Origin of the sequence: Olsenella sp. An290 (genome assembly GCF_002159535.1) — a bacterium.
Taxonomy (GTDB): Bacteria; Actinomycetota; Coriobacteriia; order Coriobacteriales; family Atopobiaceae; genus Thermophilibacter.
Map to the genome: position 1 here is coordinate 1 of NZ_NFIU01000007.1, position 23,264 is coordinate 23,264.

Annotated in this window: 21 protein-coding genes; all 21 read right to left on the bottom strand. The window is 71.4% G+C overall.

What is annotated here, in order from left to right; all coding sequences use genetic code 11:
* Positions 1-167: 167 nt before the first annotated feature.
* Positions 168-1,082 (bottom strand): UDP-N-acetylmuramate dehydrogenase, encoded by a 915-nt coding sequence (gene murB, locus B5F84_RS05425; protein WP_087321654.1) that lies wholly within the window; start codon positions 1,080-1,082, stop codon positions 168-170.
* Positions 1,079-2,491, bottom strand: coding sequence for a UDP-N-acetylmuramate--L-alanine ligase (gene murC / locus B5F84_RS05430; protein ID WP_087321655.1), 1,413 nt, complete (start codon positions 2,489-2,491; stop codon positions 1,079-1,081). The genes murB and murC overlap by 4 nt, the downstream gene beginning before the upstream one ends.
* Before the next feature lie 83 nt (positions 2,492-2,574).
* Entirely contained in the window at positions 2,575-3,702 is a 1,128-nt protein-coding gene (murG, locus tag B5F84_RS05435; RefSeq protein ID WP_087321656.1) for an undecaprenyldiphospho-muramoylpentapeptide beta-N-acetylglucosaminyltransferase, read from the bottom strand.
* Positions 3,703-3,710: 8 nt separating this feature from the next.
* Positions 3,711-5,273, bottom strand: a complete 1,563-nt coding sequence (ftsW, locus tag B5F84_RS05440; RefSeq protein ID WP_239378264.1) for a putative lipid II flippase FtsW — start codon at positions 5,271-5,273, stop codon at positions 3,711-3,713.
* Between the two features lie 3 nt (positions 5,274-5,276).
* Positions 5,277-6,692 (bottom strand): UDP-N-acetylmuramoyl-L-alanine--D-glutamate ligase, encoded by a 1,416-nt coding sequence (gene murD, locus B5F84_RS05445; protein ID WP_087321658.1) that lies wholly within the window; start codon positions 6,690-6,692, stop codon positions 5,277-5,279.
* Between the two features lie 9 nt (positions 6,693-6,701).
* Positions 6,702-7,745: a phospho-N-acetylmuramoyl-pentapeptide-transferase gene (gene mraY, locus B5F84_RS05450; RefSeq protein ID WP_087321660.1), complete on the bottom strand. Its 1,044-nt coding sequence runs from the start codon at positions 7,743-7,745 to the stop codon at positions 6,702-6,704.
* Positions 7,742-9,181 carry a UDP-N-acetylmuramoyl-tripeptide--D-alanyl-D-alanine ligase gene (murF, locus tag B5F84_RS05455; RefSeq protein ID WP_087321662.1) on the bottom strand — a complete coding sequence of 480 codons (1,440 nt, stop codon included), beginning with the start codon at positions 9,179-9,181 and terminating at the stop codon, positions 7,742-7,744. Before murF ends, mraY begins: the two co-directional genes overlap by 4 nt.
* 52 nt (positions 9,182-9,233) lie before the next feature.
* Positions 9,234-10,874 carry a penicillin-binding protein 2 gene (locus tag B5F84_RS05460; RefSeq protein WP_239378265.1) on the bottom strand — a complete coding sequence of 547 codons (1,641 nt, stop codon included), beginning with the start codon at positions 10,872-10,874 and terminating at the stop codon, positions 9,234-9,236.
* A gap of 154 nt (positions 10,875-11,028) precedes the next feature.
* Positions 11,029-11,523 (bottom strand): cell division protein FtsL, encoded by a 495-nt coding sequence (locus tag B5F84_RS05465; protein WP_087321665.1) that lies wholly within the window; start codon positions 11,521-11,523, stop codon positions 11,029-11,031.
* 209 nt (positions 11,524-11,732) lie between these two features.
* Positions 11,733-12,698: a 16S rRNA (cytosine(1402)-N(4))-methyltransferase RsmH gene (rsmH, locus tag B5F84_RS05470; protein ID WP_255375236.1), complete on the bottom strand. Its 966-nt coding sequence runs from the start codon at positions 12,696-12,698 to the stop codon at positions 11,733-11,735.
* A gap of 3 nt (positions 12,699-12,701) precedes the next feature.
* Positions 12,702-13,160, bottom strand: a complete 459-nt coding sequence (locus B5F84_RS05475) for a hypothetical protein (RefSeq protein WP_087321669.1) — start codon at positions 13,158-13,160, stop codon at positions 12,702-12,704.
* A 368-nt stretch (positions 13,161-13,528) separates the two neighbouring features.
* Positions 13,529-14,425: a site-specific tyrosine recombinase gene (locus B5F84_RS05480; protein WP_087321671.1), complete on the bottom strand. Its 897-nt coding sequence runs from the start codon at positions 14,423-14,425 to the stop codon at positions 13,529-13,531.
* A 22-nt stretch (positions 14,426-14,447) separates the two neighbouring features.
* Positions 14,448-16,094 (bottom strand): CTP synthase, encoded by a 1,647-nt coding sequence (locus tag B5F84_RS05485; RefSeq protein WP_087321673.1) that lies wholly within the window; start codon positions 16,092-16,094, stop codon positions 14,448-14,450.
* Between the two features lie 501 nt (positions 16,095-16,595).
* Entirely contained in the window at positions 16,596-17,510 is a 915-nt protein-coding gene (locus tag B5F84_RS05490) for a TIGR02452 family protein (protein ID WP_087321675.1), read from the bottom strand.
* Between the two features lie 194 nt (positions 17,511-17,704).
* Positions 17,705-19,330, bottom strand: coding sequence for a DNA repair protein RecN (recN, locus tag B5F84_RS05495; RefSeq protein WP_087321677.1), 1,626 nt, complete (start codon positions 19,328-19,330; stop codon positions 17,705-17,707).
* Entirely contained in the window at positions 19,331-20,188 is an 858-nt protein-coding gene (locus tag B5F84_RS05500) for an NAD(+)/NADH kinase (RefSeq protein WP_087321679.1), read from the bottom strand. It lies immediately after the preceding gene.
* Between the two features lie 325 nt (positions 20,189-20,513).
* A complete protein-coding gene (locus B5F84_RS05505; RefSeq protein WP_087321681.1) occupies positions 20,514-21,254 on the bottom strand; it encodes a TlyA family RNA methyltransferase in 741 nt (246 codons plus the stop codon).
* Positions 21,255-21,257: 3 nt separating this feature from the next.
* Entirely contained in the window at positions 21,258-21,551 is a 294-nt protein-coding gene (locus B5F84_RS05510; RefSeq protein WP_087321683.1) for an exodeoxyribonuclease VII small subunit, read from the bottom strand.
* Entirely contained in the window at positions 21,551-22,174 is a 624-nt protein-coding gene (gene nusB, locus B5F84_RS05515) for a transcription antitermination factor NusB (protein WP_087321686.1), read from the bottom strand. The genes B5F84_RS05510 and nusB overlap by 1 nt, the downstream gene beginning before the upstream one ends.
* 1 nt (position 22,175) lies before the next feature.
* The gene (locus tag B5F84_RS05520; protein ID WP_087321688.1) at positions 22,176-22,538 is read right to left on the bottom strand and encodes an Asp23/Gls24 family envelope stress response protein; all 363 of its coding nucleotides are present in this window, start codon (positions 22,536-22,538) and stop codon (positions 22,176-22,178) included.
* A gap of 127 nt (positions 22,539-22,665) precedes the next feature.
* Complete coding sequence (gene efp, locus B5F84_RS05525) at positions 22,666-23,229, bottom strand: elongation factor P (protein WP_087321689.1); 564 nt, start codon at positions 23,227-23,229, stop codon at positions 22,666-22,668.
* Between the last annotated feature and the right edge of the window lie 35 nt (positions 23,230-23,264).

The following is a 23,264-nucleotide window of genomic DNA, read 5'->3' on the forward strand; positions in this document are numbered from 1 at the left end:
CTTGGCCTTCTGGGGCTTGGGGGCCTTGGGGGCCTTGGGGGCCTTGGGCGGCTTGGGCGCCTTCTCGCGCTTTGGCCTCTCGGCCTTGGACTTGGGCGCCTTCGGCGCCTTGGGCGGCTTCTGGCGGGGGGTGGGCCGCCTGCTCTCGTCTCGTGCCATGGCTCCCCCTATGCGCCAAAGCCGAGCAGCTTGACCTCGCAGGCAAGGTCGACGCCGTGGCGGCGGAGCACCTCGTCGTGGGCGCGGGCGATAAGGCCGATGACGTCGGCTGCGGTGGCGCCCCCGCGGTTGACGATGAAGTTGGCGTGCTCGGAGGAGATCTGGGCGGCTCCCAGGGAGGCGCCCTTGAGCCCGCAGGACTCGATCAGGGCGCCCGCGGAGCCGTCGGGCGGGTTGCGGAACACCGAGCCGCAGCTCGGGGCGCCGAGCGGCTGGGAGGCGCGGCGCTCGCGCAGGCGCTCCTCCATGTCGGCCGTCACGGCCTCCTTGGTGGAGGGCGCAAGCTCGAAGGTGGCCTCGAGGATGATCTCTGTGGTGGGCAGCGACGTCGAGCGGTAGCCCCACTCGACGTCCGAGCCCGCGTAGCGGTGCATGGTGCCGTCCGGCCGCAGGACCACGAGGTCGCGGACGCGGCGCCCGATCCACTGGCGGCGCGTGCCCGCGTCCATGGAGACGGCGCCGCCCACGCTGCCCGGGATGCCCGCGCAGCACTCGAGGCCCGAGAGGCCCTCCTTCATGGCGGTGCTCACGAGCTGGGAGAGCGCGGCGCCGGCGCCGGCCGTGATGGTGGCGCCCTCGCCCACGCGCACGCGGGAGAACTCCCCGGCAAGGCTGATCGCGCAGCCCTCGTACCCGGCGTCCGACACGAGCAGGTTGGAGCCGCGGCCCAGGATGACCCAGGGCACGGCCTCGTCGGAGAGCACGGCGAGCGTGCGCTTGAGGGCCTCGTAGGTCCGAGGCGCCACGTAGAGCGCGGCCGGGCCGCCGATGCGGTAGCTCGTGTGGCGGGAAAGCCGCTCGTCGAGACGGACCTCGGCGCTGATGGCGCCCGAGAGCGTCAGGTAGGCGTTGTGGACGCTCACGAGCGACGGCCGTCCTCTCGCTCGCGCATGGCCTCTATGAAGGCGGGGCCGACGGAGGTGACGTCGCCCGCGCCCTGCGTGATGAGGAGGTCGCCGGGGCGCACGAGGTCGCAGAGCCCCTCGATGAGGGCCTTGCGGTTGGGGACGTAGGCCACGTCCGCGACGTTGCCGTGCTCGCGCACGGAGCTCACGATCGTCTTGCCGGAGACCCCGGGGATGGGGAGCTCGCCGGCCGGGAAGACGTCCATGACGCGCAGCACGTCGGCCGCGTCGAAGGCGGGGCCGAACTCGCGCGCGAGGCTCTGGGTGCGGCTGTAGCGGTGCGGCTGGAAGACGCAGACGACGCGCGAGAAGCCGAGCTCGCGGGCGGCGCCCAGGGTGGCCGCGACCTCGGTCGGGTGGTGGCCGTAGTCGTCCACCACGGTCACGCCGGCGACGTCGCCCACGTGGGTGAAGCGGCGGCGGGCCCCCTTGAACTGGCTGAGCGCGGAGGCGGCGGCCGGCACGTCGAGCCCGAGCACGTCGGCGACGGCGATCGCCGCGGTGGCGTTGGCCATGTTGTGGCGGCCGGGGTTGGAGCTGATCGTCACGGGGACGCGGGAGCCGGAGGGGAGCTCGACCTCGAAGTTGCTCGCGAGGCCGTGGCCGGCGGGGCCGGCGTGGCAGACGTAGTCGCAGGAGGCGTCGAAGCCGTAGGTCACCACGCGCCGCCCCGTGGAGCGGGCAAGGTCCGCGACGTGGGCGACGTCGCCGTTGACGACGACGGTGCCCTCCTCCCCCACGAGGCCCATGAACGTGCAGAAGGTCTTCTCGATGTTCTCGAGGGTGCCGTAGTGGTCGAGGTGGTCCGCCTCGATGTTGGTCACCACCACGACGCTCGGGTTGAGGTAGAGGAAGGAGCCGTCGGACTCGTCCGCCTCGCAGACGAAGTGCTCGCCCGAGCCGTTGCGGCCGTTGGTGTCGTAGCCCTCCACGACGCCGCCGATGAGAAACGACGGGTCGAGCCCCATGCGGTCGAGCATGGTGGCGATCATGGAGGACGTGGTGGTCTTGCCGTGCGTGCCGGCCACGGCCACGGTGCGCTGCGTGCCCGAGAGCCAGGAGAGCATCTTGGCGCGCGGCCAGATGGGGATGCCGAGCTCGCGTGCGCGGATGACCTCGGGGTTGGACTCGGGGATGGCCGTCGAGGTGACGACGACCTCGGGCGCGACCTCGTCGATGGTGGCGGCCTCGTGCCCCACGCGCACGTCGATGCCGGCGGCCTCGAGCTCGCGGACGTAGTGGGACGCCTTGAGGTCGGACCCGGTGACCTTGCAGCCGCGCTCGTGGAGCACGAGGGCGATGCCGCTCATGCCCGCCCCCCCGATGCCGATGAAGTGAGCGCTCGAGATGGTGGTGTTGTCAGACATGCTCTGCCTTCCGTCCTGTGCGTGGCGCTGGGCGCTGGGCCCGCGCGCGGACCCCTCTACTGTAGCCGATGAGAGGGCCTCAACTAACGGCGACGGGCGCTCTCCACTTGGTCTGCGAGGGCGGAGGCGGCGCTGCCCTGGGCAAGGCCCCGGGCCGCCTCGCGCATCCGGGCGCGCCTGGCGCCATCGTCCAGGAGCCCCAGGAGCTCCTGGGGGAAGACGGGCTCGTCGAGACGGGCGTCGGGCACGAGCACGGCGGCCCCGGCGTCGGTGAGGAAGCGCGCGTTGGTGGTCTGGTGGTCGGCCGTGGCGTGCGGGTAGGGCACGAGCAGGCTCGGCACGCAGAGCGCGGCGATCTCCGCGATCGAGGACGCGCCCGCGCGGCTGAGCACGAGGTCGGCCGCGGCCAGGGCCTCGCCCATGTTGGAGATGTAGGGCATGACGCGCCAGCGGAGCTGCTCGGCGGGCGTGAGCGCGAGGGCCGAGACCGTCTCGTCGAAGCCGTCGGCGCCCGTGGAGTGCACCACCACGAGCCCCTCGCGGGAGAGGAGCTCGTCCTTGAGCCGGCAGACGGCCTCGTTCACGTGGGCGGCGCCGAGCGAGCCGCCAAAGACGAGCAGCAGCGTCTGGCCCTCGCCCACGCCAAAGGCCGCGCGACCCGCCTCCCTGCTCGCGCCGGTGACGCTCCTGCGCACGGGGTTGCCCGTGAGCACCACGGCCGGGCCGCGCCCGCCCTCGCGCTCGAAGGCCTCCCGCGCGGCCGGGACCGAGATGCAGACCGTCTCGGCGTGCGGCGCGAGCGCCTTGTTCGCCATGCCCGGAACGGAGTTCTGCTCGTGGAGCAGGTAGGGGACGCCCGCCCTGCGGCAGGCGGCAAGCAGCGGCATCTCCACGTAGGCGCCAAAGCCCACGGCCACGTCGGGCGCGCCCTCGTCGGCAAAGAGGCGCGCGATCTGCGCCTGCGCGCGACGCATGCGCACGAGCGAGCTCACGAGCGTCCAGGGGCGGGCGCGGTCGAAGCCCGAGACCACCACGGGCACGAGCTCGAAGCCCGCCTCGGGGACGAGCCGCCCCTCGAGCTTGGCCGTCTGCCCGAAGAAGCGCACGTGATGGCCGCGGTCGCGCAGCTCCTCCGCCAGCGCGAGCGCGGGGTTGATGTGTCCGGCCGTGCCGCCCGCCGCGATCGCGACCTCAAGCTGCCCTCTGCCCATGGACCCTCCTAGCGTCTGTTCCCCGAGCCCCGCCCGCGGCCGCGAAGGCGGTCGGACGCGCTGGGCCCAAGGTCGATCCTCTGCCTGCCGCCGGCCGCGCCCCGGCCCCGGGCGCCCGAGGGGCCGCGCGAGGCGGCCCGCCCGGAGCGACGGCCCTCCGTGCGCGGGGCCTGCCGCCCGCCGGGCGCACGGGTGCCGCGGCCGGTGCCCCCTCCGCCGTCCACCACGGTGAGCCGCGCGCGGCCGCCCGAGGGGCGCTCCGAGCGCGGGGACGGCTCGCCCACGAAGGAGAGGCCCGCGCCGGCGCGCGACCCCTCCCGGGCGCCGCCCTCCACCTGCCAGGAGCCGCGGGCGCTGTCGTGGGCGGTCTCGGGCAGGCGCGAGTGGGCGGACACCGAAACGATCATGCCCGCGATCATGATGCTCGCGGTGATCGAGGTGCCGCCGTAGGAGATGAAGGGGATGGGCTTTCCCGAGAGCGGGAAGATGCCCAGGACGCCCGCCACGTTGAGCAGCGTCTGGACCACGATGAGCGAGGTGCAGCCCGCGGCGATGAGCCGGCCGGCGAGGTCGGGCGCGTGCCGGGCGATCCTGAGGCCCGCCCAGGCGAAGACGCCAAAGCCCACGAGCAGGCCGAGCGCGCCCACAAAGCCGCACTCCTCGCCGATCACGGCGTAGATGAAGTCGTTGTGCGCCATGGGCAGGTAGGAGTACTTCTGGCGCGAGAAGCCCACGCCCACGCCCAGAAGCCCGCCCGACCCGAAGGCATAGAAGCCCTGGATGAGCTGGTAGCCGGTCTTGTAGGGGTCCTTCCAGGGGTCGAGCATCGTGAGGAGGCGCTGGCGCGAGTAGTCGTCCTTCAGGGAGAGGGCCACAAAGCCCACGAGGCCCAGGACGAGGAAGAACGCGAGGAAGCGCTTGGGGACGCCCGCGAGGTAGCCCATCACCACGAGGGTGAGGCCCAGGACCATCGTGGAGCCCTTGTCGGGCTGCGCCACGATGAGCACGAGCGGGACGCCCACGCCCAGGGCCATGAGCATGAGGAAGTCGTGCCAGGTGATCGAGCCCTCCTCGAAGTAGCGCTGCGCCACGTTGGCGCCCGTGAGGACGATCGTGAGCTTGGCGAACTCCGAGGGCTGGAGCTGAAAGCCCGCGACGGTGATCCAGCGGTTGGCGCCGTAGGCGTCCCCGCCCGCAAAGGGGGTGAAGACGAGGGCGAGCAAGATCACGGTGAGGACCCAGATCGGGGTGAGCAGCGTCCGGCACCACGTGTGGTAGTCAAAGTGGACGATCACCCCCGCCGCGACAAGGCCGAGCAGGGCCATCATGGCCTGGCGCTTGAGGTAGTAGGCGGCGTCCCCGTTCTCGGCGAGCGCCGTCACCGAGGAGGACGAGTAGACCATGAGCAGGCCAAAGCCCACGAGGATGGCCGTCACGGCGAGAAGGACGAGCCGGGGGCGCATGAAGCGCTCCGGCACGCCGAAGATCGTCCGCTCCTCGCGCCCGGCGCCCCTCGCCGAGCGCTCGCGGCGGCTGGGGCCGCGCCGCCCTGTCAGCCTGAGCGCGCCCACGCCCTAGGCCTCGCCCTCGGAGAGGGAGCGCACGAGCTCCTTGAAGAGACGGCCGCGCTCGCCCATGTTGGCGAACTCGTCGAAGGAGGAGCAGGCGGGCGAGAGGAGCACGGTCTCACCCGGGCGCGCGCAGGCGCGCGCGGCGTCGAAGGCCTCGCGCAGGTGGGCGGCGCGCAGGACCTCGAGCGCGGCGCCCTCTCGGTCGCGCTCGCCCTCGAGGGAGCGGGCGATGCGCTCCCCCGCCTCCCCGTAGCAGACGGCCACGCGGCAGCGCCCGCACACGGCGCGCGAGAGCGAGGTGAGGTCGGTCATCTTGTCGTGCCCGCCGAGAAGGACCACGATGCTCCCCGCGTCAAAGGCCGTGAGCGCCTTCTCCACGGAGTCGGTGTTGGTGGCCTTCGAGTCGTTGACGTAGCGCACGCCGGCGACCTCGCCGGCGGGCTCGATGCGGTGCTCGATGGGCGCGAAGGAGCGCAGGGCCGCGCAGACGTCCTTCTCGGCCACGCCGAGGAAGAGCGCCACGGCCGCGGCGGCAAGGGCGTTCTGCGCGTTGTGACGGCCAAAGATCTTGAGGTCGGACGCGGGCAGGAGCTCGCGCTCGACGCCGTCCAGGCGCACGACGAGCAGGCCCTCCCTGAGGAAGGCCGCCCGCGGGCCGGAAGGCTCGCGCTCGACGGAGAGCTCGCAGGGAACGAGGCCGCGCGCCGAGAGGCGCCCCGCCGCGGCCCGGCAGAAGTCGTCGTCCACGGAGACGACGGCGAGGTCGGAGCCGTCCATGTTGGCGAAGACGCGCTCCTTGGCGGCGGCGTAGGCCTCCATCGTGCCGTGCCACTCGAGGTGATCGGGCGTGACGTTGAGCAGGACCGCGGCGCGCGGGTGGAGCGTGCGCGTGCAGGCGAGCTGGAAGCTCGAGAGCTCGGCGACGAACCAGCCGTCCGCGGGCCGCTCCGCCACGCGGTCGGTTATGAGGGTGCCGATGTTGCCCACGGCCTCGGCCGCAAGGCCGCCCGCGCGCAGGAGGTGCGTCGCGAGCGAGGTCGTGGTGGTCTTCCCGTTGGTGCCCGTGATGGCGACCCAGCGCTCCGGGCTCTCCCTGAACGCCAGCTCGGGCTCGCCGATGACCTCCGTCGCGCAGGCGGCGGCCGAGCGGAAGAAGGCGGAGGTCTCGGGGATTCCCGGGGAGGCCACGGCGAGGTCATAGGAGCCCTCGACGCGCTCGGTGCCCAGGACCACGGTGACGCCCGCCTCCTCGAGCGCGCGCGCCCGCTCGTCGGGGCCCGACGAGGCGCCCGCGTAGAGGGTCACGGAGCTCACGCGCCCGGGCATGAGCGAGGCGAGGTAGCGGGCGACGGACTCGCCGGTCTTGCCGAGTCCCAGGACGAGCGTCGCGCCGAGGCGCGCCTTGTTGGTCGCGGTCATGGGTGCCTCCTAGCCGAGCTGGAAGTAGAGCGCAAAGCCGAGGGCCGCGAGGGCGGCGGTCACGATCCAGAAGCGGATGACGACCTTCGTCTCGGCCCAGCCCTTCTGCTCGAAGTGGTGGTGAATGGGCGTCATGAGAAAGACGCGCCGCCCGGTGAGCTTGAAGCTCGTCACCTGGATCATGACGGAGAGGGCCTCGAAGACGAAGAGGCCGCCCATGATGAGGGAGGTGACCTCCGTCTTGGTGAGGATCGCGAGGGCGGCGAAGGCCGCGCCCAGGGCGAGCGAGCCCGTGTCGCCCATGAAGATCGAGGCCGGGTAGCAGTTGTGCCAGAGGAAGCCCACGCAGGCGCCCGCGATGGCGCCGGCAAAGATCGCGAGCGGCAGCTCCTCGCAGCGGAAGGCCACCATGGCCATGAAGAGCATGACCACCATGGTGCAGCCGCCCGCAAGGCCGTCAAGACCGTCCGTGAGGTTCACGGCGTTGGAGAGGCCGGCCATGAGCAGGAAGGTGAAGAGCACGTAGAGCCAGGGCACGGACACGGTGGCGCCGCCCACCTCAAAGCTCGAGGCGAGCACGCCCAGGTCGATGGCGAACCCCCCGGGGAAGCGCACGGACGGGTCGATCCCGCAGACGTTGACCGCCACAAGGCAGAAGACCACCGAGATGAGGACGAGGCCCGCCATCTTCTGGGAGGGGGTGAGGCCGAGCGAGCGGCCGTGGGCCACGGACTCGATGTCGTCGAGCAGGCCGAGCGACCCGGTGACGAGCATCGCCGCCACGGCGAGCACGAGGGCGGGCGTCCACTCGGCGACGAGCGCCACCGAGACGAGCACGCCCGCGAGGATGATGATGCCGCCCATGGTGGGCGTGCCCTGCTTGACGAGGTGGCGCTGCGGGCCGTCCGCGCGGATCTGCTGGCCCACCCCCTCGTGGCGCATGAGCCGGATGAAGGGCGGCATCGCGAGCCCCGTCACGAGCGCGGCCACGCCAACGGCAAGAAACACCTGATAAGTGGGATAGTCGAGAGAACCGAGAAGCGATCCGATCATAGGGCGAGCACCCCTTTCACGAAGGCGTCGAGCCCGGCGGCGCGGCTCGCCTTGACGAGCACGAGGTCACCGTCGGAAAGGACCGGGCCAATCACGCGCGCGGCGTCATCGACCGTGGGGAACGACTCGATGGCGTCCTCGGAGAGGCCCATCGTGCGGGCGGCCTCGGCCACCTCGGCGGCGAGCTCGCCCCCAATGAGGACGAGCAGGTCGACGCCCTTGGCGGCAGCGTAGGCGCCCACGTAGCCGTGGAGGCGCGCCGCCTCGTCCCCGAGCTCGCCCATCTCGCCGAGCACGGCGATGCGCCGGCCCGCGCAGTCCATGGAGCAGAGCACGTCGAGCGACGAGGCCATGGAGGCCGGCGCCGCGTTGTAGGAGTCGTCGATCACGCGCGCGCCCGAGGCGGCCGTGCGGACGTCGAGGCGCATGCTCGTGGCCTCCATCCGCTCGATGGCCCCCACGGCGGCGTCGCGGTCGAGGCCCGCTCGCCAGATGAGCGCCAGGGCCAAAAGAAGGTCGTCGACGATCTTGGCACCCGGAAGCGAGAGGCGCACCTCGCGCGACCACCCGTCGGCGCAGCTGACGGTGAGGCGCGCGCGGCCGCAGGCGTCGAGGGTGACCTCGCCCGCCCGCACGAGGTCGCCCGCGCCCGTGCCCACGGGGAGCACCTCGACGCCCGCCGGGGCGCAGAAGCGCTCGGCGATGAAGGGCGTGAAGTCGCCCGAGGAGGCCAGGGCGAGCGCGGGGCCCACGCCGTCGTGGGCGACAAGGCCGCTCACGACCTCGGCCTTGGCGCGCGCGATGTTCTCGCGGCTGCCGAGGATCCCGATGTGGCTCGTGCCCACGTTGGTGATCGCGGCGAGGGCCGGGCGGCAGGCGCGGCTCATGCGCTCGATCTCGTGGAGGTGGTTCATGCCGAGCTCGCAGACGAGCACCTCGGCGTCCTCGGGCGCCGAGAGCACGGTGAGCGGCAGGCCGATGAGGTTGTTGAAGTTACCGCGCGTGGCGTGGCAGCGCCGGGTGGCGCCCACGCCCGCGGCGAGCATCTCCTTGGTCGTGGTCTTGCCCACCGACCCCGTGACCGCGAGGACGAGCCAGTCGGGGTGCAGCGCGCGCCAGGCGCCGGCGAGGCGGAGCATGAACTCCTCGCCGTCGTCGCCCTCGGCCCGCAGGACCGCGCAGCCCGCCGCGTGCGCGGCCTCGAGCGCCTCGGCGGGGACCTCGGCGGTGGCCACCACGGCGGCGGCCCCGGCGCGGGCGGCGGGCGCAAGGTAGGCGTTGCCGTCCACGCGCTCCCCCGCGAAGGCGATAAAGAGGCAGCCGGGGCCCGCCTCGCGCGAGTCGATGACGACCTCGCCCTCGACGCCCCGCGCGCCCTCCACGAGCACGGCCGCGCCCGTGGCGCGCGCGAGCTCCGCGATGGACATGCGTATCATCGTTACTCCCTTGGTCAGGCGGGCGCAGGGGGCCGGGCCCGCGGTGCTTGCCTTACGAGACGGGCGAGATGCCCATGATGCTGATGGTCTGGGTCATGATCTCCTTGAAGACGTGCGCGGAGGAGTCGGAGGCCAGGTGCGGGATGCCGTTCAGGCCCACGTAGACGAGCGCCTCGGGGTCCTGCACGTTCACGAAGCCGCAGAGCGAACCGAGAAAGCTCGCCGACGCGTAGCCGCCGCCCTCGGCGGCCTGCTCGCCCGTGCCCGTCTTGGCCGCGATCTGGTAGCCGTCGATGCGGGCGTTCTTGGCCGTCCCCTCGTCGACGACGGTCTGCATCATGCTCGCCTCGGCCGCGGCCGTGTCGGCGGAGATCACGCGGTCCTGCTGCGCCCAGCTCGCCTCCTCGTCCCCCTTGGTCACGAGGAAGTGAGGGGTCGTGGGCACGCCGCCGTTGGCCACGGCGCTGTAGGCGCGCACCATCTGGACCATGGGGATGGCGAGTCCCTGGCCAAAGCCCATCGAGCCGAGCGTGGCGCCGTCGTACTCCTCGGGGGTCTTGACGATGCCCTCGACCTCGCCCGGGAAGTCGATGCCGGTGAGCTGGCCGATGCCGTAGCGCGCGATGCCCTCGGCAAAGGCCTCGGTCCCGATGACCTCCTGCGCGAGCAGTGCCATGCCCGTGTTTGACGAGCGGCGCAGCATCTCGCGCACCGTCATGCTCGCCGGCACGCTGCGGCCGTCGTCGTCGGTGACGTAGGAGTCGCCGACCTTGTAGGCGGCCGGGACCCCGTAGGAGGTGTCGGGCGTGAAGAGCCCGAGCTCCATGCCGATGGAGGTGGTGAGCACCTTGAAGATCGAGCCCGGCTCGAAGGAGCTCGAGACGAGCTTGAGGTTGAGCGCCGAGGCGTCCTCGAGGTCGGAGAAGTCGGGCAGGGGCGTCGAGCAGGCCGCGAGGATCTCCCCGGTGCAGGGGTCGGTGACCATGACCGAGCCGGAGTCGGCGCTGTAGGTCTCGATGGCCGGCACGATCGCCGCCTCGCACGCCTGCTGGAGGTCGATGTCGAGCGAGATGACGATGTCGGTGCCGTCCTGGGCCTCCGTCACCTGGGAGACGCCGCCCGCGATGGGCGTGCCGTAGAGGCCCGTCTCCACGATCATCTCTCCGTCCACGCCCGTGAGCAGGTCGTCGTAGTAGTACTCGAGCCCGGAGAGGCCCTGGCCCTCGCTGCCCACGTAGCCGAGCACCTGCGCGCCGGTGGTCCCGTAGGGGTAGACGCGCTTGGTGTCCTCGAGGAAGTAGATGCCCGTGAGCTCGCGCTTGCGCAGGAGGTCGGAGAGCTTGTCGGCGAGCTCCTGGTCGACCTGCTTCTTGATATAGACGAAGGTCGTGTCCTGCGTGAGCAGGGGCAGGTAGTCGCTCTTCTTGCCCTTCAGCACGCTCACGAGCGCGTCGGCCACGCCGGAGGGGTCGGTGATGACCTCGGGGTTGGCGTAGATGGTGCTGCACTCCTCGCTCATGGCGAGGACGTTGCCGTTGCGGTCGTAGATGGTGCCGCGGCGGGCGTGCAGCGTGACCCGGTTGGTGCGCTGGGCCTCGGCCTTCTCGGCAAGGGACGGCCCGTCCACGAGCTGGAGCCAGGCCAGCCGGGCGGCAGCGATCCCCAGCCCCGCAAAGAGCACCCGGCGCGTCACGGAGATGCCATGGTCGGACCCGCCGCTCCCCGACCCGCCGGGGCGCTGCGACCTCACCCGATAACGCGCACGAGAGGCCTCGTCATACGAGGCCTCCGGGTGGTAACGCCGCCTGGGGCGGCTCTGTCTGTCTCTGCGACTCACGGGTCACAGTCTAGTTCACGGCGGCGGTCCCGCTCGCCTCGGCGGCGGTCTGCGCAGCATCCCCATCAGACGCCTGCGCGGCCTCGGCGGACGTGTCGTCGAGGGAGACGGTGGCGTGGCTCGCGGAGAGCACCATGCCGTAGTTCTGGGTCGCGATGCGGGCGATGCGCGTGTTGCTCGAGAGCACGGAGCGCTCGATCCTGAGGTCGTTGCTCAGCGTCTGGGCGGTCTCGATCTCCTCCTTGAGGTCGGAGTTGGCCTGGAGCACGCCGACGGTGGCGGAGGTGAGGGCCACGCGGGCGATCCCGAGCGCGATGAGCAGGCCCGCGACGAGAAGGACCGAGCGCACGCGCGCGACGAACTGCGGGGAGACCCCGCGGCGCGCCTGGGCGTCGAGCCCACCGCCGGCGACGACCTCAAGCGACGGGCGCGGGCGCGCCGCGGCGCGCGGGCGCGCGTCCTCGGGGGCGCCCATGCTGTATGCCTCAGAACCCTGGTACCTCATGCTTCATTCCCTCTTCGCCTGCGGCCCTGGGCCGCGCCCTTGCTTGCCTGGCAGGTTCGCCTTGCTCCCTTACGGGGGGCGCGACCTTGTTGTGTGCTCGTGGTGGCCGTGCTGCGTTGTGTGTTCGATGGTGCTGCGTTTGAGCTGCGTTCGTGGTGCGGTGGTGCTTCGTCTGTATGTAGACGGCTCTCGCCGGCTACTCCTGGTTCCTAGGCCTCGAGCCGCACCGCCACGCGCATGAGAGCGCTGCGCGAGCGCGGGTTGGCCGCGACCTCCTCGTCTGTGGCGACGAGTGGGCGCCTGGTCCTAACGTCGAGGATCGGCACGTGACCGCACACGCAGACCGGAAGGTCCGGTGGGCAGGTGCACCCCTGGGAGAGCTCCGAGAAGACGTGCTTCACGATGCGGTCCTCGAGCGAGTGGTAGGAGATGACGCAGATCCTGCCACCCGGGTTGGCCCACCTGACCGCCGCCCTGAGGCCGCGGTCGAGCACGTCGAGCTCATGGTTGACCTCGATGCGCAGGGCCTGGAAGGTGCGCCGGGCGGGGTGTCCCCCGTGGCGGCGCGCCGCTGCCGGGATGGCCTGCTTGACGCAGTCCACGAGCTCGAGCGTCGTCTCGACGGGCGCCTTGGCGCGGCGCTCCACGATCCGACGGGCAATCCGGCCCGCAAAGCGCTCGTCCCCGTACACGCGAAGAATTCGGGTGAGGTCAGCTTCGTTGTAGGTGTTAACGACCTCTGCTGCGGTTAGGGTGTTGTTCCCCGACATTCGCATGTCAAGCGGGGCGTCCTCATGGAACGAGAAGCCCCTCTCGGGTGTGTCGAGCTGCGGCGACGAGACGCCGAGGTCAAAGAGGAAGCAGTCCACCCCGGGGACCTCCGCCTCGACGAGCAGGTCGTCGAGGTCGCCGAAGTTGCCCTTGAGCAGGCGCACGCTCGCCTCCGGGACCTCGCGCGCGAGGCGCTCGGTCGCGGCCCTGAGGGCGACGTCGTCCTGGTCTATGCCAAGCGACAGCCCCTCCGGGGCGACCCGCCTCGCCAGCTCCACCGAGTGCCCGGCCCCGCCGAGGGTGCAGTCGCAGACCACCTCTCCCGGCTTCGGGTCGAGCTCGGACAGAACCTCGTCGAGCATCACGGGTACGTGCCGAAACTCTTCTGTTGTCAAGACCGTCACCCCCTAGGCGTGGTAGAGAAGGGCATCGAGCTCTTCGTCGAGGCTCTCCTGCTCGGCCTCCCACTCCGTGGCGTCCCACACCTCGAAGTGGTCGTCCGCGCCCACCACCACGACCTCGCCGAACAGGCCGAACCTCTCGCGCGTTCCCGCTCGGCTCGCGTCGAGCTTGCCCAGGGCCACGCGACCGGCGGAGTCGATGTCGACCTCCACCGCACGGGCCGTGAGACCGCGCTTGAGCTTCTCCTGACGGGGGTCGCGGGCGTCGTACTGCTCGCCGCCGACCTCGAAGAGGCCGTCGACGAACCGCTTGAACCCCTCGGGGGTGAAGCCGTTCACGCGTCCGCCGTAGGGGATGAGCTTGATCGTCCTCTTCTCGTCCTCCACGAGCTGCTTGCGGAAGACGGCGGGGAGGGTGATGCGTCCCTTGGCATCCACGGACATCGGATACGACCCGGTGAGCATCCACACCCTCCCTTCGATTCGAGACGACAAAGCCTGCCCCCGAACGGAGCGTGGACTAACTATACCTCGATTGCGACACTTTGCTCCACAAGAACACACCTAGCCACACACAGCGGTTGAAAGAAGCCTCCGAACGGTGCCCGGGGCGACTCCGACCCCCAGATATAGCGCCCCGCGGAGAGGTGGACCACAAGGTCACTCCCCTCTCTGCGCAATTCGTTCGGGTTTTGCCGAAACGTCTTGTGATGATGCCATGAATTCGCAGCTCAGGCATGGTGTGGCGCCGTCCCAGCTCCCTGAGGCAGCAAAAGCCCAGCTCAGGCGTGGGGCGGCGGGGCGCCCCGTCACGGCGCCCCGCCTCCCGTGCCTCAGCGGTGGGCGCGAGGGTGGGCGGCGAGGTAGACGCGGCGGACGTGGGTCCGGTCGACGTGGGTGTAGAGCTGCGTGGTGGCGATGTTCGCGTGGCCCAGAAGCTCCTGCACCACGCGCAGGTCGGCCCCGCCCTCGAGGAGGTGCGTCGCGAAGCTGTGTCGCAAGGTGTGGGGGTGAAGGCCGGGGAGGCCCACCGCGCGCCCGTACTTCTCGACGATCGCGTGCACCGACTGGCGGGAGAGGCGCCCGCCGCGCACGTTGAGAAAGACCGCCGGCGAGGGCCGGGCGCCCGCGAGCGCCCCCCGCCCGCGGTCGAGGTAGGCCTCGAGCGCCGAGAGGGCCGTGCCCATGAGGGGGACGACGCGCTCCTTGGAGCCCTTGCCAAAGACCCTGAGCAGCGCCTCGTCGAGCAGGACCGCCCGCACGTCGAGCCCCGAGAGCTCGCTCGCGCGCAGGCCGCATCCGTAGAGGACCTCAAGGGCCGCCCGGTCGCGCAGGCCCGCGGGCGTCTGCGGGAAGGGCTGGTCGAGCAGGCGCGCCGCGTCGTCGACGGAGATGACGTCGGGAAGGCGGGCGGGCTTTGCCGGCAGCGGGAGGTCCGACGTCGGGAAGGCCGCACAGAGCTCGTCGGTCACCATGAAGCGATGGAGGCCCTTGATCGCCGAGACCGCTCGCTCGACGGAGGCCGGGGCGAGCCCCGCCTCCATGAGCGCGCCCACGTGCTCCTCCACGAGCTCGCGGGTCACGGCCTCGGGGTCGGTGACGCCGCGCTCGGCGAGCCAGGCCACGTAGCGCTCGAGGTCGCGGCCATAGGCGGCGATGGTGTTGTCCGAGCACCCCCGCTCGACGGCGAGGTAGCCCAGGTACTCGTCGCGGGCGCGGGAGAGGTCCATGGCGAGGTCCTTCTCGGCCGCGCTAGCGAGGGGTCACGTCGTGGCGGTCGCAGCCCTCGTGGTGCGCGATCGCGGCGCGCACGAACTCGCGGAAGAGCGGCGCCGGGCGGTCCGGGCGGCTCTTGAACTCGGGGTGGGCCTGGCTCGCCACGAACCAGGGGTGCACGTCCTCGGGAAGCTCCACCATCTCCACGAGGCGCTCGTCGGGCGAGAGGCCCGAGATGGTGAGCCCGGCCGCGGTCAGGCGGTCGCGGTAGGCGTTGTTGACCTCGTAGCGGTGGCGGTGGCGCTCGTAGACGAGCGGCTCGCCGTAGGCCTCCTCGGCAAGCGTGCCGGCGACGACCTTGCACGGGTAGGCGCCGAGGCGCATGGTGCCGCCCTTGTCGGTGATCTCGGCCTGGTCGGGCATGATGGCGATCACGGGGTGCGGCGTCTTGGGGTCGAACTCGGCCGAGCTCGCGCCGGCGAGGTCGCACACGTTGCGCGCGAACTCGCAGACCGCGACCTGCAGGCCCAGGCAGACGCCGAGGTAGGGCACGCGCCCCACGCGCGCCCGGTGCGCCGCGCAGATCTTGCCCTCGATGCCGCGCAGGCCAAAGCCGCCGGGGACGAGGATGCCGTCGGCGTCGCCGAGCACCTCCTCGACGTTCTTCTCGTCCAGCGTCTCGCCGTCCACGAGCTGGATGTCCACGTGCCGGCCAAAGAGCACGCCGGAGTGGTGCAGCGCCTCGATGATCGAGAGGTAGGCATCCGGGAGCTGCGTGTACTTGCCCACCACGCGGATGCGCGTCGCGTCCTCGCGCGCGTTGGCCGCGCGCATGGCGCTCGTGAAGCCGTACCAGCCCTCCATGTGGCACTCGTGGGGGGCAAGGCCCAGGCGCTCGCAGACCTTGAGGTCGAAGCCCTGGCCGGCGAGGTGCGCCGGCACGTCGTAGATCGAGGGGCAGTCGGAGTTCTCGAAGACGTGGTCGGCGGGCACGTCGCAGAAGCTCGCGATCTTGGCGCGGATGGAGGCGTCGACCTCGTGGTCGGAGCGGCAGACGATGAAGTCGGGCTGGACGCCCATCGAGCGCAGCTCGCGGACGGAGTGCTGCGTGGGCTTGGTCTTGACCTCGTGGGCGGCGGCGATGTAGGGCACGAGGCTCACGTGGATGAGGCAGGTGTCCTCGGCGGGCTGCTCGCGGCGGAACTGGCGGATGGCCTCGACGAAGGCCTGGCCCTCGATGTCGCCGATCGTGCCGCCGAGCTCGGTGATCACCACGTCGGCTCCGGTCTGCTCCTCGATGCGGCGGAAGCGCTCCTTGATGGCGTCCGTGACGTGAGGGATGACCTGCACGGTGCCGCCGAGGAAGTCGCCGGCGCGCTCGCGGGAGATGAGGCTCTGGTAGATGGCGCCCGTCGTGAAGTTGGACTCGCGCGTGAGGTTCTCGTCGATGAAGCGCTCGTAGTGGCCGAGATCGAGGTCGGACTCGTAGCCGTCCTCGGTGACGAAGACCTCGCCGTGCTGGAACGGGCTCATCGTGCCCGGGTCGACGTTGAGGTAGGGGTCTGCCTTCTGCATCATGACCTTGTAGCCGCGTGCCTTGAGCAGCCGCCCGAGCGATGCCGCCGTGATGCCCTTGCCGAGCGACGAGACGACGCCACCGGTCACGAAGATGTGCTTTGCCATGGGGACCTCCCGTAGAATCCGTTTCGCTTCCACGGGATTTCATGGTAGCGCGGGGCGAGGGGGTGGGCGGCGCCGTTCGCCGAATCCGACGCAAGAGCGAAACAGTGGTTTACGCGGGCGCAACGCACGGGGCGGGGCGGTGGCGGGAGCGGCAGGGTGGTCGCGAGAGCGTGACTTTTTGTGAGCTGGCGCCGCAACCTCGTCGAAAGTCACGCTTTAGGCTGCGAAACCGTGACTTTGAGCGAGCCGCCCGCACCGCCTCACTGAAAGTCACGCTTTGCGGCTCTGAAACGTGACTTTCTGTGAGCTTGAAGAGAGCGCGTCTAAAGTCACGCTTCCGGCCCGCAGAACGTGACTTTGAGCGAGATGACAGAAGAAGCTCGCTCGAAGTCACGCCCGTCGCGTCAAAAGCGTGAGTTCGAGCGAGGCGCGTGGAGGCCGGACGACAGGCGGGCCGCCCGGGGCGAGGCGCGGTTCTTCTCGCCCGGGGCGAGGCGGACGTCAGAGGTACCGGCGCCAGTCGTCTTCCTCGGGCTCGGGCGCGACGGCGCTCTCGCGGGCGGCCTGGGCGGCGCGCTCGGCGCGAGTGCGATAGGGCTCGGGGTTGCGCTCCGGGAAGGTGGCGAGAGCGTGCGAGAAGACGTCGAGGTTCTCGTCCGCGCGGCGGGACGGGACGGCAAAGACGACCTCGCGAACCGCGCGCATGCCGCGGGCGAGCTCCGCGCGGAACGCCTCGGCGACCTGCGCCGGGTCCCAGCCGAAGACGCCGCAGCCAAAGGCCCCGAGCACGAGGCGCTCGTGCGCGAGCTCGTCGGCGATCGCAAGCACGAGGCGAACCCGCGCGGCGAGGGCGTCGGCGAGCGGGCCCTCGCCCACGTGGTACTCCTCGCGGGCGCGGCGAGCGTCCGGCGCGGCGGCCACGATGACGTCGGCGTAGGAGTGGTAGCCGTCGCGCTCAAAGCGCACGCGGGGCACCACGAGCGCGCGGTTGCGGTAGAGGTGGCAGTTGAGGTTGCGACGACGGTTCTCGGCGTACCAGTCGCGCCGCTGGGAGAGGACGTTGTAGAGGAAGCTCGCGGCGCACAGGGACTGCTCCTGCGCCATGGTCCCGCGGTCGTAGCCGCCGCCGGGCTGCGTGAAGGAGGCAAAGTCCAGAACCGTGAGGTCGCAGGCCGAGGCGATGCCGCGCCCGCGCGCGAGCACGGCGGCGACGGTGTCCTCGTCGACCACGCTGATCGCCGGGACGGCCCGCTCGGCGTCGCGCGGGGCGGCGGGGATGCCGTCAAAGGCGCGCGTCTCGGAGAGGGCGCGGGCGATCTCGGACTCGAAGCGGCGGCTCATCTCCGTCGTGTGCCGGGAGGCCTCCGCCGCCCTGCCGGGGCCCCTGCCCTCGCGCCGCTCGCTCCTCGCTGCCATGTGCGTGCTCCTCTCCTCGTCCAACGGCCGTCATTCTGTCACAACGCAGGGCCGGGTTGGTTAACGAACGGCAAACGGTCGCGCACGGTCGCGCGTCGGCCGCGAGCGGTCGGGGGCGTCACCCGGCGGCCGCGGCCGCGGCGCGTGCGGCGGCACGCCCGGTCTCGGCACGTGCGGCGGCGCGCCCAGCCGCGTCACGCCCGCGCGGCAAGCATCTCGCGCGCGAGGTCTCGGCTCGCGGCGCCCGTGTCGCCCGAGAGCATGCGGGCGACCTCGGCCACGCGCTCCTCGCCCGAAATCTGGGTGAGGGTGGTCTCGGGCACGTCGCCCGTCGTCTTGCGCACGAGGTAGTGGCGCTCGGCGGCCACGGCCACCTGCGCGAGGTGCGTGACCACGATCACCTGGTGCGTCTTGGCGAGCCGGGCGAGCACGCGCGCGAGCGCCACCGCCGTGGCGCCGCCCACGCCGGCGTCCACCTCGTCAAAGACGAGCGTCTCGCAGTCGTCCGCCTCGCCGAGGACCACCTTGGTCGCGAGCATCACGCGGCTCACCTCGCCGCCCGACGCGATCTTGCGCAGGGGCCGGGCCGTGAGCCCCGCCGCGGGCCGGTAGAGGAACTCGACGCGCGAGGGGCCGCGCCGGCCCCACTCGGCGCGGGGCAGCCGCTCCTGGGCGACCTCGAGCGCGGCCGAGCCCATCTCGAGGTACGCCATCTGCTCGGTGACCGCCGCCGCGAGCCGCGGGGCCGCCTCGGCGCGCGCGGCGTCGAGGGCGTCGGCCGCCTCGGCCAGGACCGCCTCGCGGCGCTCGAGCTCCTCGGCGGCGCGCCGCTCGAGCTCCCCGCCGTCGGTCGCGGCGGAGACGATCTCGCGAGCCTGCTCGCGGCGGGCGAGCACATCGGCCATGCGCGGGCCGTAGGCGCGCATGAGGCCCTCGAGGGAGGCGAGCCTCGTCTGGAGCCGCTCGAGCTCCTCGGGGTCAAACTCCACCTCGTCCGCGTAGTCGCGAAGCTCCGAGGACACGTCCTCCACGTCGATGAGCGCGCCCTCCAGGGCCTGGGCCCACGTGCCCAGCGCCGGGTCAAAGCCCGCGGCCTCACGGAGCACCCGGACGGCGTCGGCGAGCGCGTCGCAGGCGCCCCCCTCGGCGGCGAGCAGCTCGCGCGCGCCCCCGGCGGCAGCCACGAGGGCCTCGCCGTGCTCCGCGCGCGGCAGCTGGGCCTCGAGCTCCTCGAGCTCCCCCTCGCGCGGGTCCACCTCGTCGATGCGCCGCAGCACGAAGGCCGCCTCGTCGAGACGCTCGCCCGTGGCGCGGCCCATCTCGCGCACCCGCTCGAGCTCGGCCGCGGCGTCCTGTGCGGCGTCGAGCGCCGCGCGGTACGCCTCGAGCGCCGCGGCGACGGGAGCGCCCGCCCAGGAGTCGAGCAGCTCAACGTGGGCCTGGGCCGCCAGAAGCCGCTGGTGCTCGTGCTGGCCGCAAAGGTCGACGGTCGCGCCCACGCGCGCGGCGAGCTCGCGGACGCTCGCCATGTGGCCGTCGAGCTCGACGCGGCCGCGGCCGTCGGCGGAGACGCGGCGGCGCACCACGGTGCCGTCCTCGTCGTCCCCGGGGAGGAAGAGCCGCCCCTCCACCTCGAGCGCGGGCGAGCCCTCACGGACCATCCCCGCGTCGGCGCGCTCCCCCACGAGGAGCTTGATGGAGGAGAGCAGGGCCGTCTTTCCAGCGCCCGTCTCGCCCGTCAGGACGGTGAGGCCCGGGGCGGGCTCAATCGTGACGTCGCGGATCAGGGCGACGTTGCGGGCATGCAGCTCGTCGATCATCTACTTCCCCACCTGCCCGTAAAAGACGCGCGACACCGAGTCGTAGAAGCTCTGCGTGCTGCGGTCGAGAAGAACGAGGTCGCCCGCGCCCCGCCTCACCCGCGCGCGAACGCCGACGGAGCCCTCTGCGTGAGGCACCGGCTGGCCGTCGGCGAAGAAGTGGCGCATGGCCGGGCGCTCCGGGCTCATCTCGATCTCCACGACGTCGGCGGGCGAGGTGAGGAAGGCGCGCGCCATGATGGTGTGCGGCGCGATGGGCACGCAGACCATGCCCGTGAACTCGGGGGTCACGATGGGGCCGCCCGCGGCGAGCGCATAGCCGGTGGAGCCCGTGGCCGTGGAGACCACGAAGCCGTCGCCGCGCAGGCGGTCGATGTGCTTGCCTGAGACGGAGACGTCGAACTCCACCATGTCGCCCGCGCCGCCGCGGGAGAGCGCAAAGTCGTTCAGGGCAAAGGTGTGCGTCACCTCGACGCCTCCGTCCGGGCGCTCGAACTCGCACTCGACGTCGAGGGTGGCCCGGCGAGACACGTGCAGCTCGCCGGCGAGGGCGTCGCGCACCGTCTCCATGAGGTCCTCGGGGCTGGCCGCGGTGAGAAAGCCCAGGTGGCCGTAGGAGATGCCCAGAACGGGCGTGCCCGAGTAGCCAACGATCCGGGCGGCGCGCAAAAGCGTGCCGTCGCCCCCGAGCGAGACCACGAGACTGCAGTCGGACGCGTCGGTCGTGGCGTCCGGGAAGAGACGCTTGTCGCACGCCCAGGCCACCTCGATGCCCTCGGCGTCGAGCCAGGCCTCGAGGCGCCGTGCGCTCTCGACGGCATCCTCGCGGACGTAGTTGGGGACGATCAGGACCTTCACGCGTCTCCTCCTCGTTTTGGAATCGACCACGAGTGTAGCACCCGCATGCCACGCGGCGCCGCACTCCCCCGTTCGGGGCCACAGGCCCCGGCCAGGTCGCCCTGGCGCCCCTTGGGGACGCCCGCAGACAGCCCGTCTCAAGTGTTGGGCACTTTTTTCGCGGTACGCGAAGTACCCAACTTTTTTTCGCCGAAGCTTCCCCAGCTCAAAGGGGTATCTCAAGTGTTGGGTACTCAGTGTGACGCGAAAAAAGTGCCCAACACTTGAGACGGCTCCCGCAGGGCCGTCACCGGGCGCCATCCGGGCCGGCGGGCGGCCAGCGCGCTCAGCGCGCGGAAAGCTGGCCGCAGAGCAGGTACTCGACGTTGCCCTTGTGCCCGGTGATTGGGCTCTCGCACGCGCCGCGCACGGCAAGGCCCGACGACGCGAAGGCCTCGCGCACGCGCTCGAGCGCCGCCGCGCGCACCAGGGGGTCGCGCACCACGCCGCCCTCGCCCACGTCCTCCCGAGCGGCCTCGAACTGGGGCTTCACGAGCGTGAGGAAGACGCCGCCCGGACGCAGCAGCTCGAGCACGGCCGGGAGCACGGCGATCACGGACGTGAAGGACACGTCGCAGACGGCCAGATCGGCAATGCCCGTGCCCACGAGCGCGGGCACGTCCACGATGTTGGTGCGCTCGAGGAGCGTGACGCGCGGGTCGCGGCGAAGCTCCCAGGAGAACTGGGCGTAGCCCACGTCGACGGACACCACGGAGGCGGCGCCGCGCTTGAGCAGGCAGTCGGTAAAGCCGCCCGTAGAGCAGCCCACGTCAAGGCAGGAGAGCCCCGTCGGGTCCACGCCAAAGGCGTCGAGGCCGCGCTCCAGCTTGAGGCCGCCGCGACTCACGTAGGCGGAGCGCCCGCGGACATGAAGCTCGATCCCGGGGCGCACCTGCTCCCCCGGGGAGGTGAGGCGACGGTCCGTAGTGGAGACCTCGCCCGCCATCACGGATCGGAGCGCCTCGTCGGTCGTGGGAAAGAAGCCCTGCTCGACGAGCTCGACGTCGAGGCGTCGGCGCGCGGGCACGGCCTAGCGCCCGTCCGCGGAGGGGCCGTCCGCGCCGGTCGCTGCAGGCGAGCCGGCCTCGGCGTCCGCGCCGGCAGGCGGCTCGGCAGGGCCGGAGAGGCGCGCCTCCTCCTCGGGAGAGAAATCGGTGGCGTCGACGAGGCTCACGGCCTTCGAGCCAAGGGCGATGGCCTCGTCAAAGAGGTCGAGCGAGCGCTCGAGGGAGACGTCCTTGTCACGAACCTGCGCCACGATGTCGTCGAGGCGGCCGCTGATCTCGCCGAAAGTCTTGTATCCGGAGACGTCGACGCGGGCCATCAGGCCTCGGCCCCCTCGCCCTCGGCAGGCTCGACCGCGCCCTCATCCCCAGCGGGGTCGGCGGGCTCGACCGCAAGCTCGCCCCCGGTCGGAGCGGGCGCGTCCCCGGCGTCCTGCGCGTCGGCGTCCGCCTCCACGGCCTCCGCAGCCTCGGCGGCGGCAGCCTCGGCGGCCGCACGGCGCTCGTGCGCGCGCTCGACCACGTCGACCCCGGCCTCGAGGTCGTCGGCCACACGGCCGAGAAGGCCGTTCACGAAGCGGGCGGACTCATCGGTCCCGTAGGCCTTGGCCAGCTCCACGCACTCGTCGATGGAGACCGCGATGGCGACCTCGTCGACGTGGAGCATCTCGTAGAGGGCGATTCGCAGGAGGTTGCGGTCAACGCCGTTCATGCGCGTGATCGACCAGCTCGTCGAGCGGTCGGAGATGACGGCGTCGAGCTCGGGACGGCTCTCGTCGACGCCCGCGGCAAGACGGCGGGCGTAGTCGTCGAGCGGGCCCTCCGAGAGGGCGTAGTCCCCGTCGAGGACGGCGAGGACCGGACGGGCGTTGGCCTCAGCCTGGAAGAGAAGCTGAAGCGCCTGGCTGCGGGCAAGGGTGCGCCCGCCAAAGTGAGTGCTCAAGTTACTCCTTGGGGAAGACGAGGCTGTCAATGCAGACGTCGACCGCGGCGACGTCAACGCCCACCTGCTCGGTGATGGCGTCGGAGACCGCGGCGCGGACGTCGGCCGCGAGCTTGGTGAAGGGGTAGCCGTAGAAGACGGCGAGGTGCACGGTCACGCGCAGCTTGTCGTCCTCGACGGAGGACTCGACGGCCTTCTCCGGGGAGACGCTCCTGCTCGTGAAGACCGAGATGAGGCTCGAGGCAATGTCGTTGCCGCCGACGGAGGCCACGCCCTCGACGCGGCGAGCCGCGAGGGAGACGATGGTGGAGACGACGGCACGGGAGATGCCGATGCCAGAGACGGTGAGCTCGCTTTCGGCCATGGATGCCCTCCTTGCACAGATCATGCGGTCATTCCGTACAGTATACCCGTTGGCACGCGCCGCGCGCGGTCGACGAAAAAGCCCGCGGGACGCCTGGCCCCGCGGGCTCGCTCGCGTGTCCTGCGGGCTAGACGCGGCTCACGAACTTGCCGGTGCGGGTGTCCACCTTGATGTGCTCGCCCTGGTTGAGGTACATCGGGACCTGGATGACGGCGCCGGTCTCGATGGTGGCGGGCTTGGTGCCGCCCTGGACGGTGTCACCCTTGAAGCCGGGGTCGGTCTCGGTGATCTCGGCCTCGATGAACATGGGCGGCTCCACGCCCAGAAGCTCGGTGTCGGCGTAGAGGAGCTGCGCGTTGTCGTTCTCCTTGAACCACTTGGCGTTGTCGCCGATGAAGTCGGCGGGCAGCTCCACCTGCTCGTAGGTCTCGTTGTCCATGAAGTAGTAGGTGTTGCCGTCGTTGTAGAGGTACTGCATCTCCTTGGTGATGAGCTGCACGTTCTCGAACTTGGTGCCGGCGTTGCAGGTCTGGTCAATCACGCGGCCGGTCTTGAGGTCGCGGATCTTGTAGCGGACGAAGGCGCCGCCCTTGCCGGGCTTGACGTGCTGGAACTCAACGATCGTGTAGTACTTGTCGTTGATCTTGAGGCCCATGCCGTTCTTGAAGTCTGCGGTGCTGATGGTTGCCATAGGACGCCTTTCTTGTTCGTGCTCGCATACAGCGG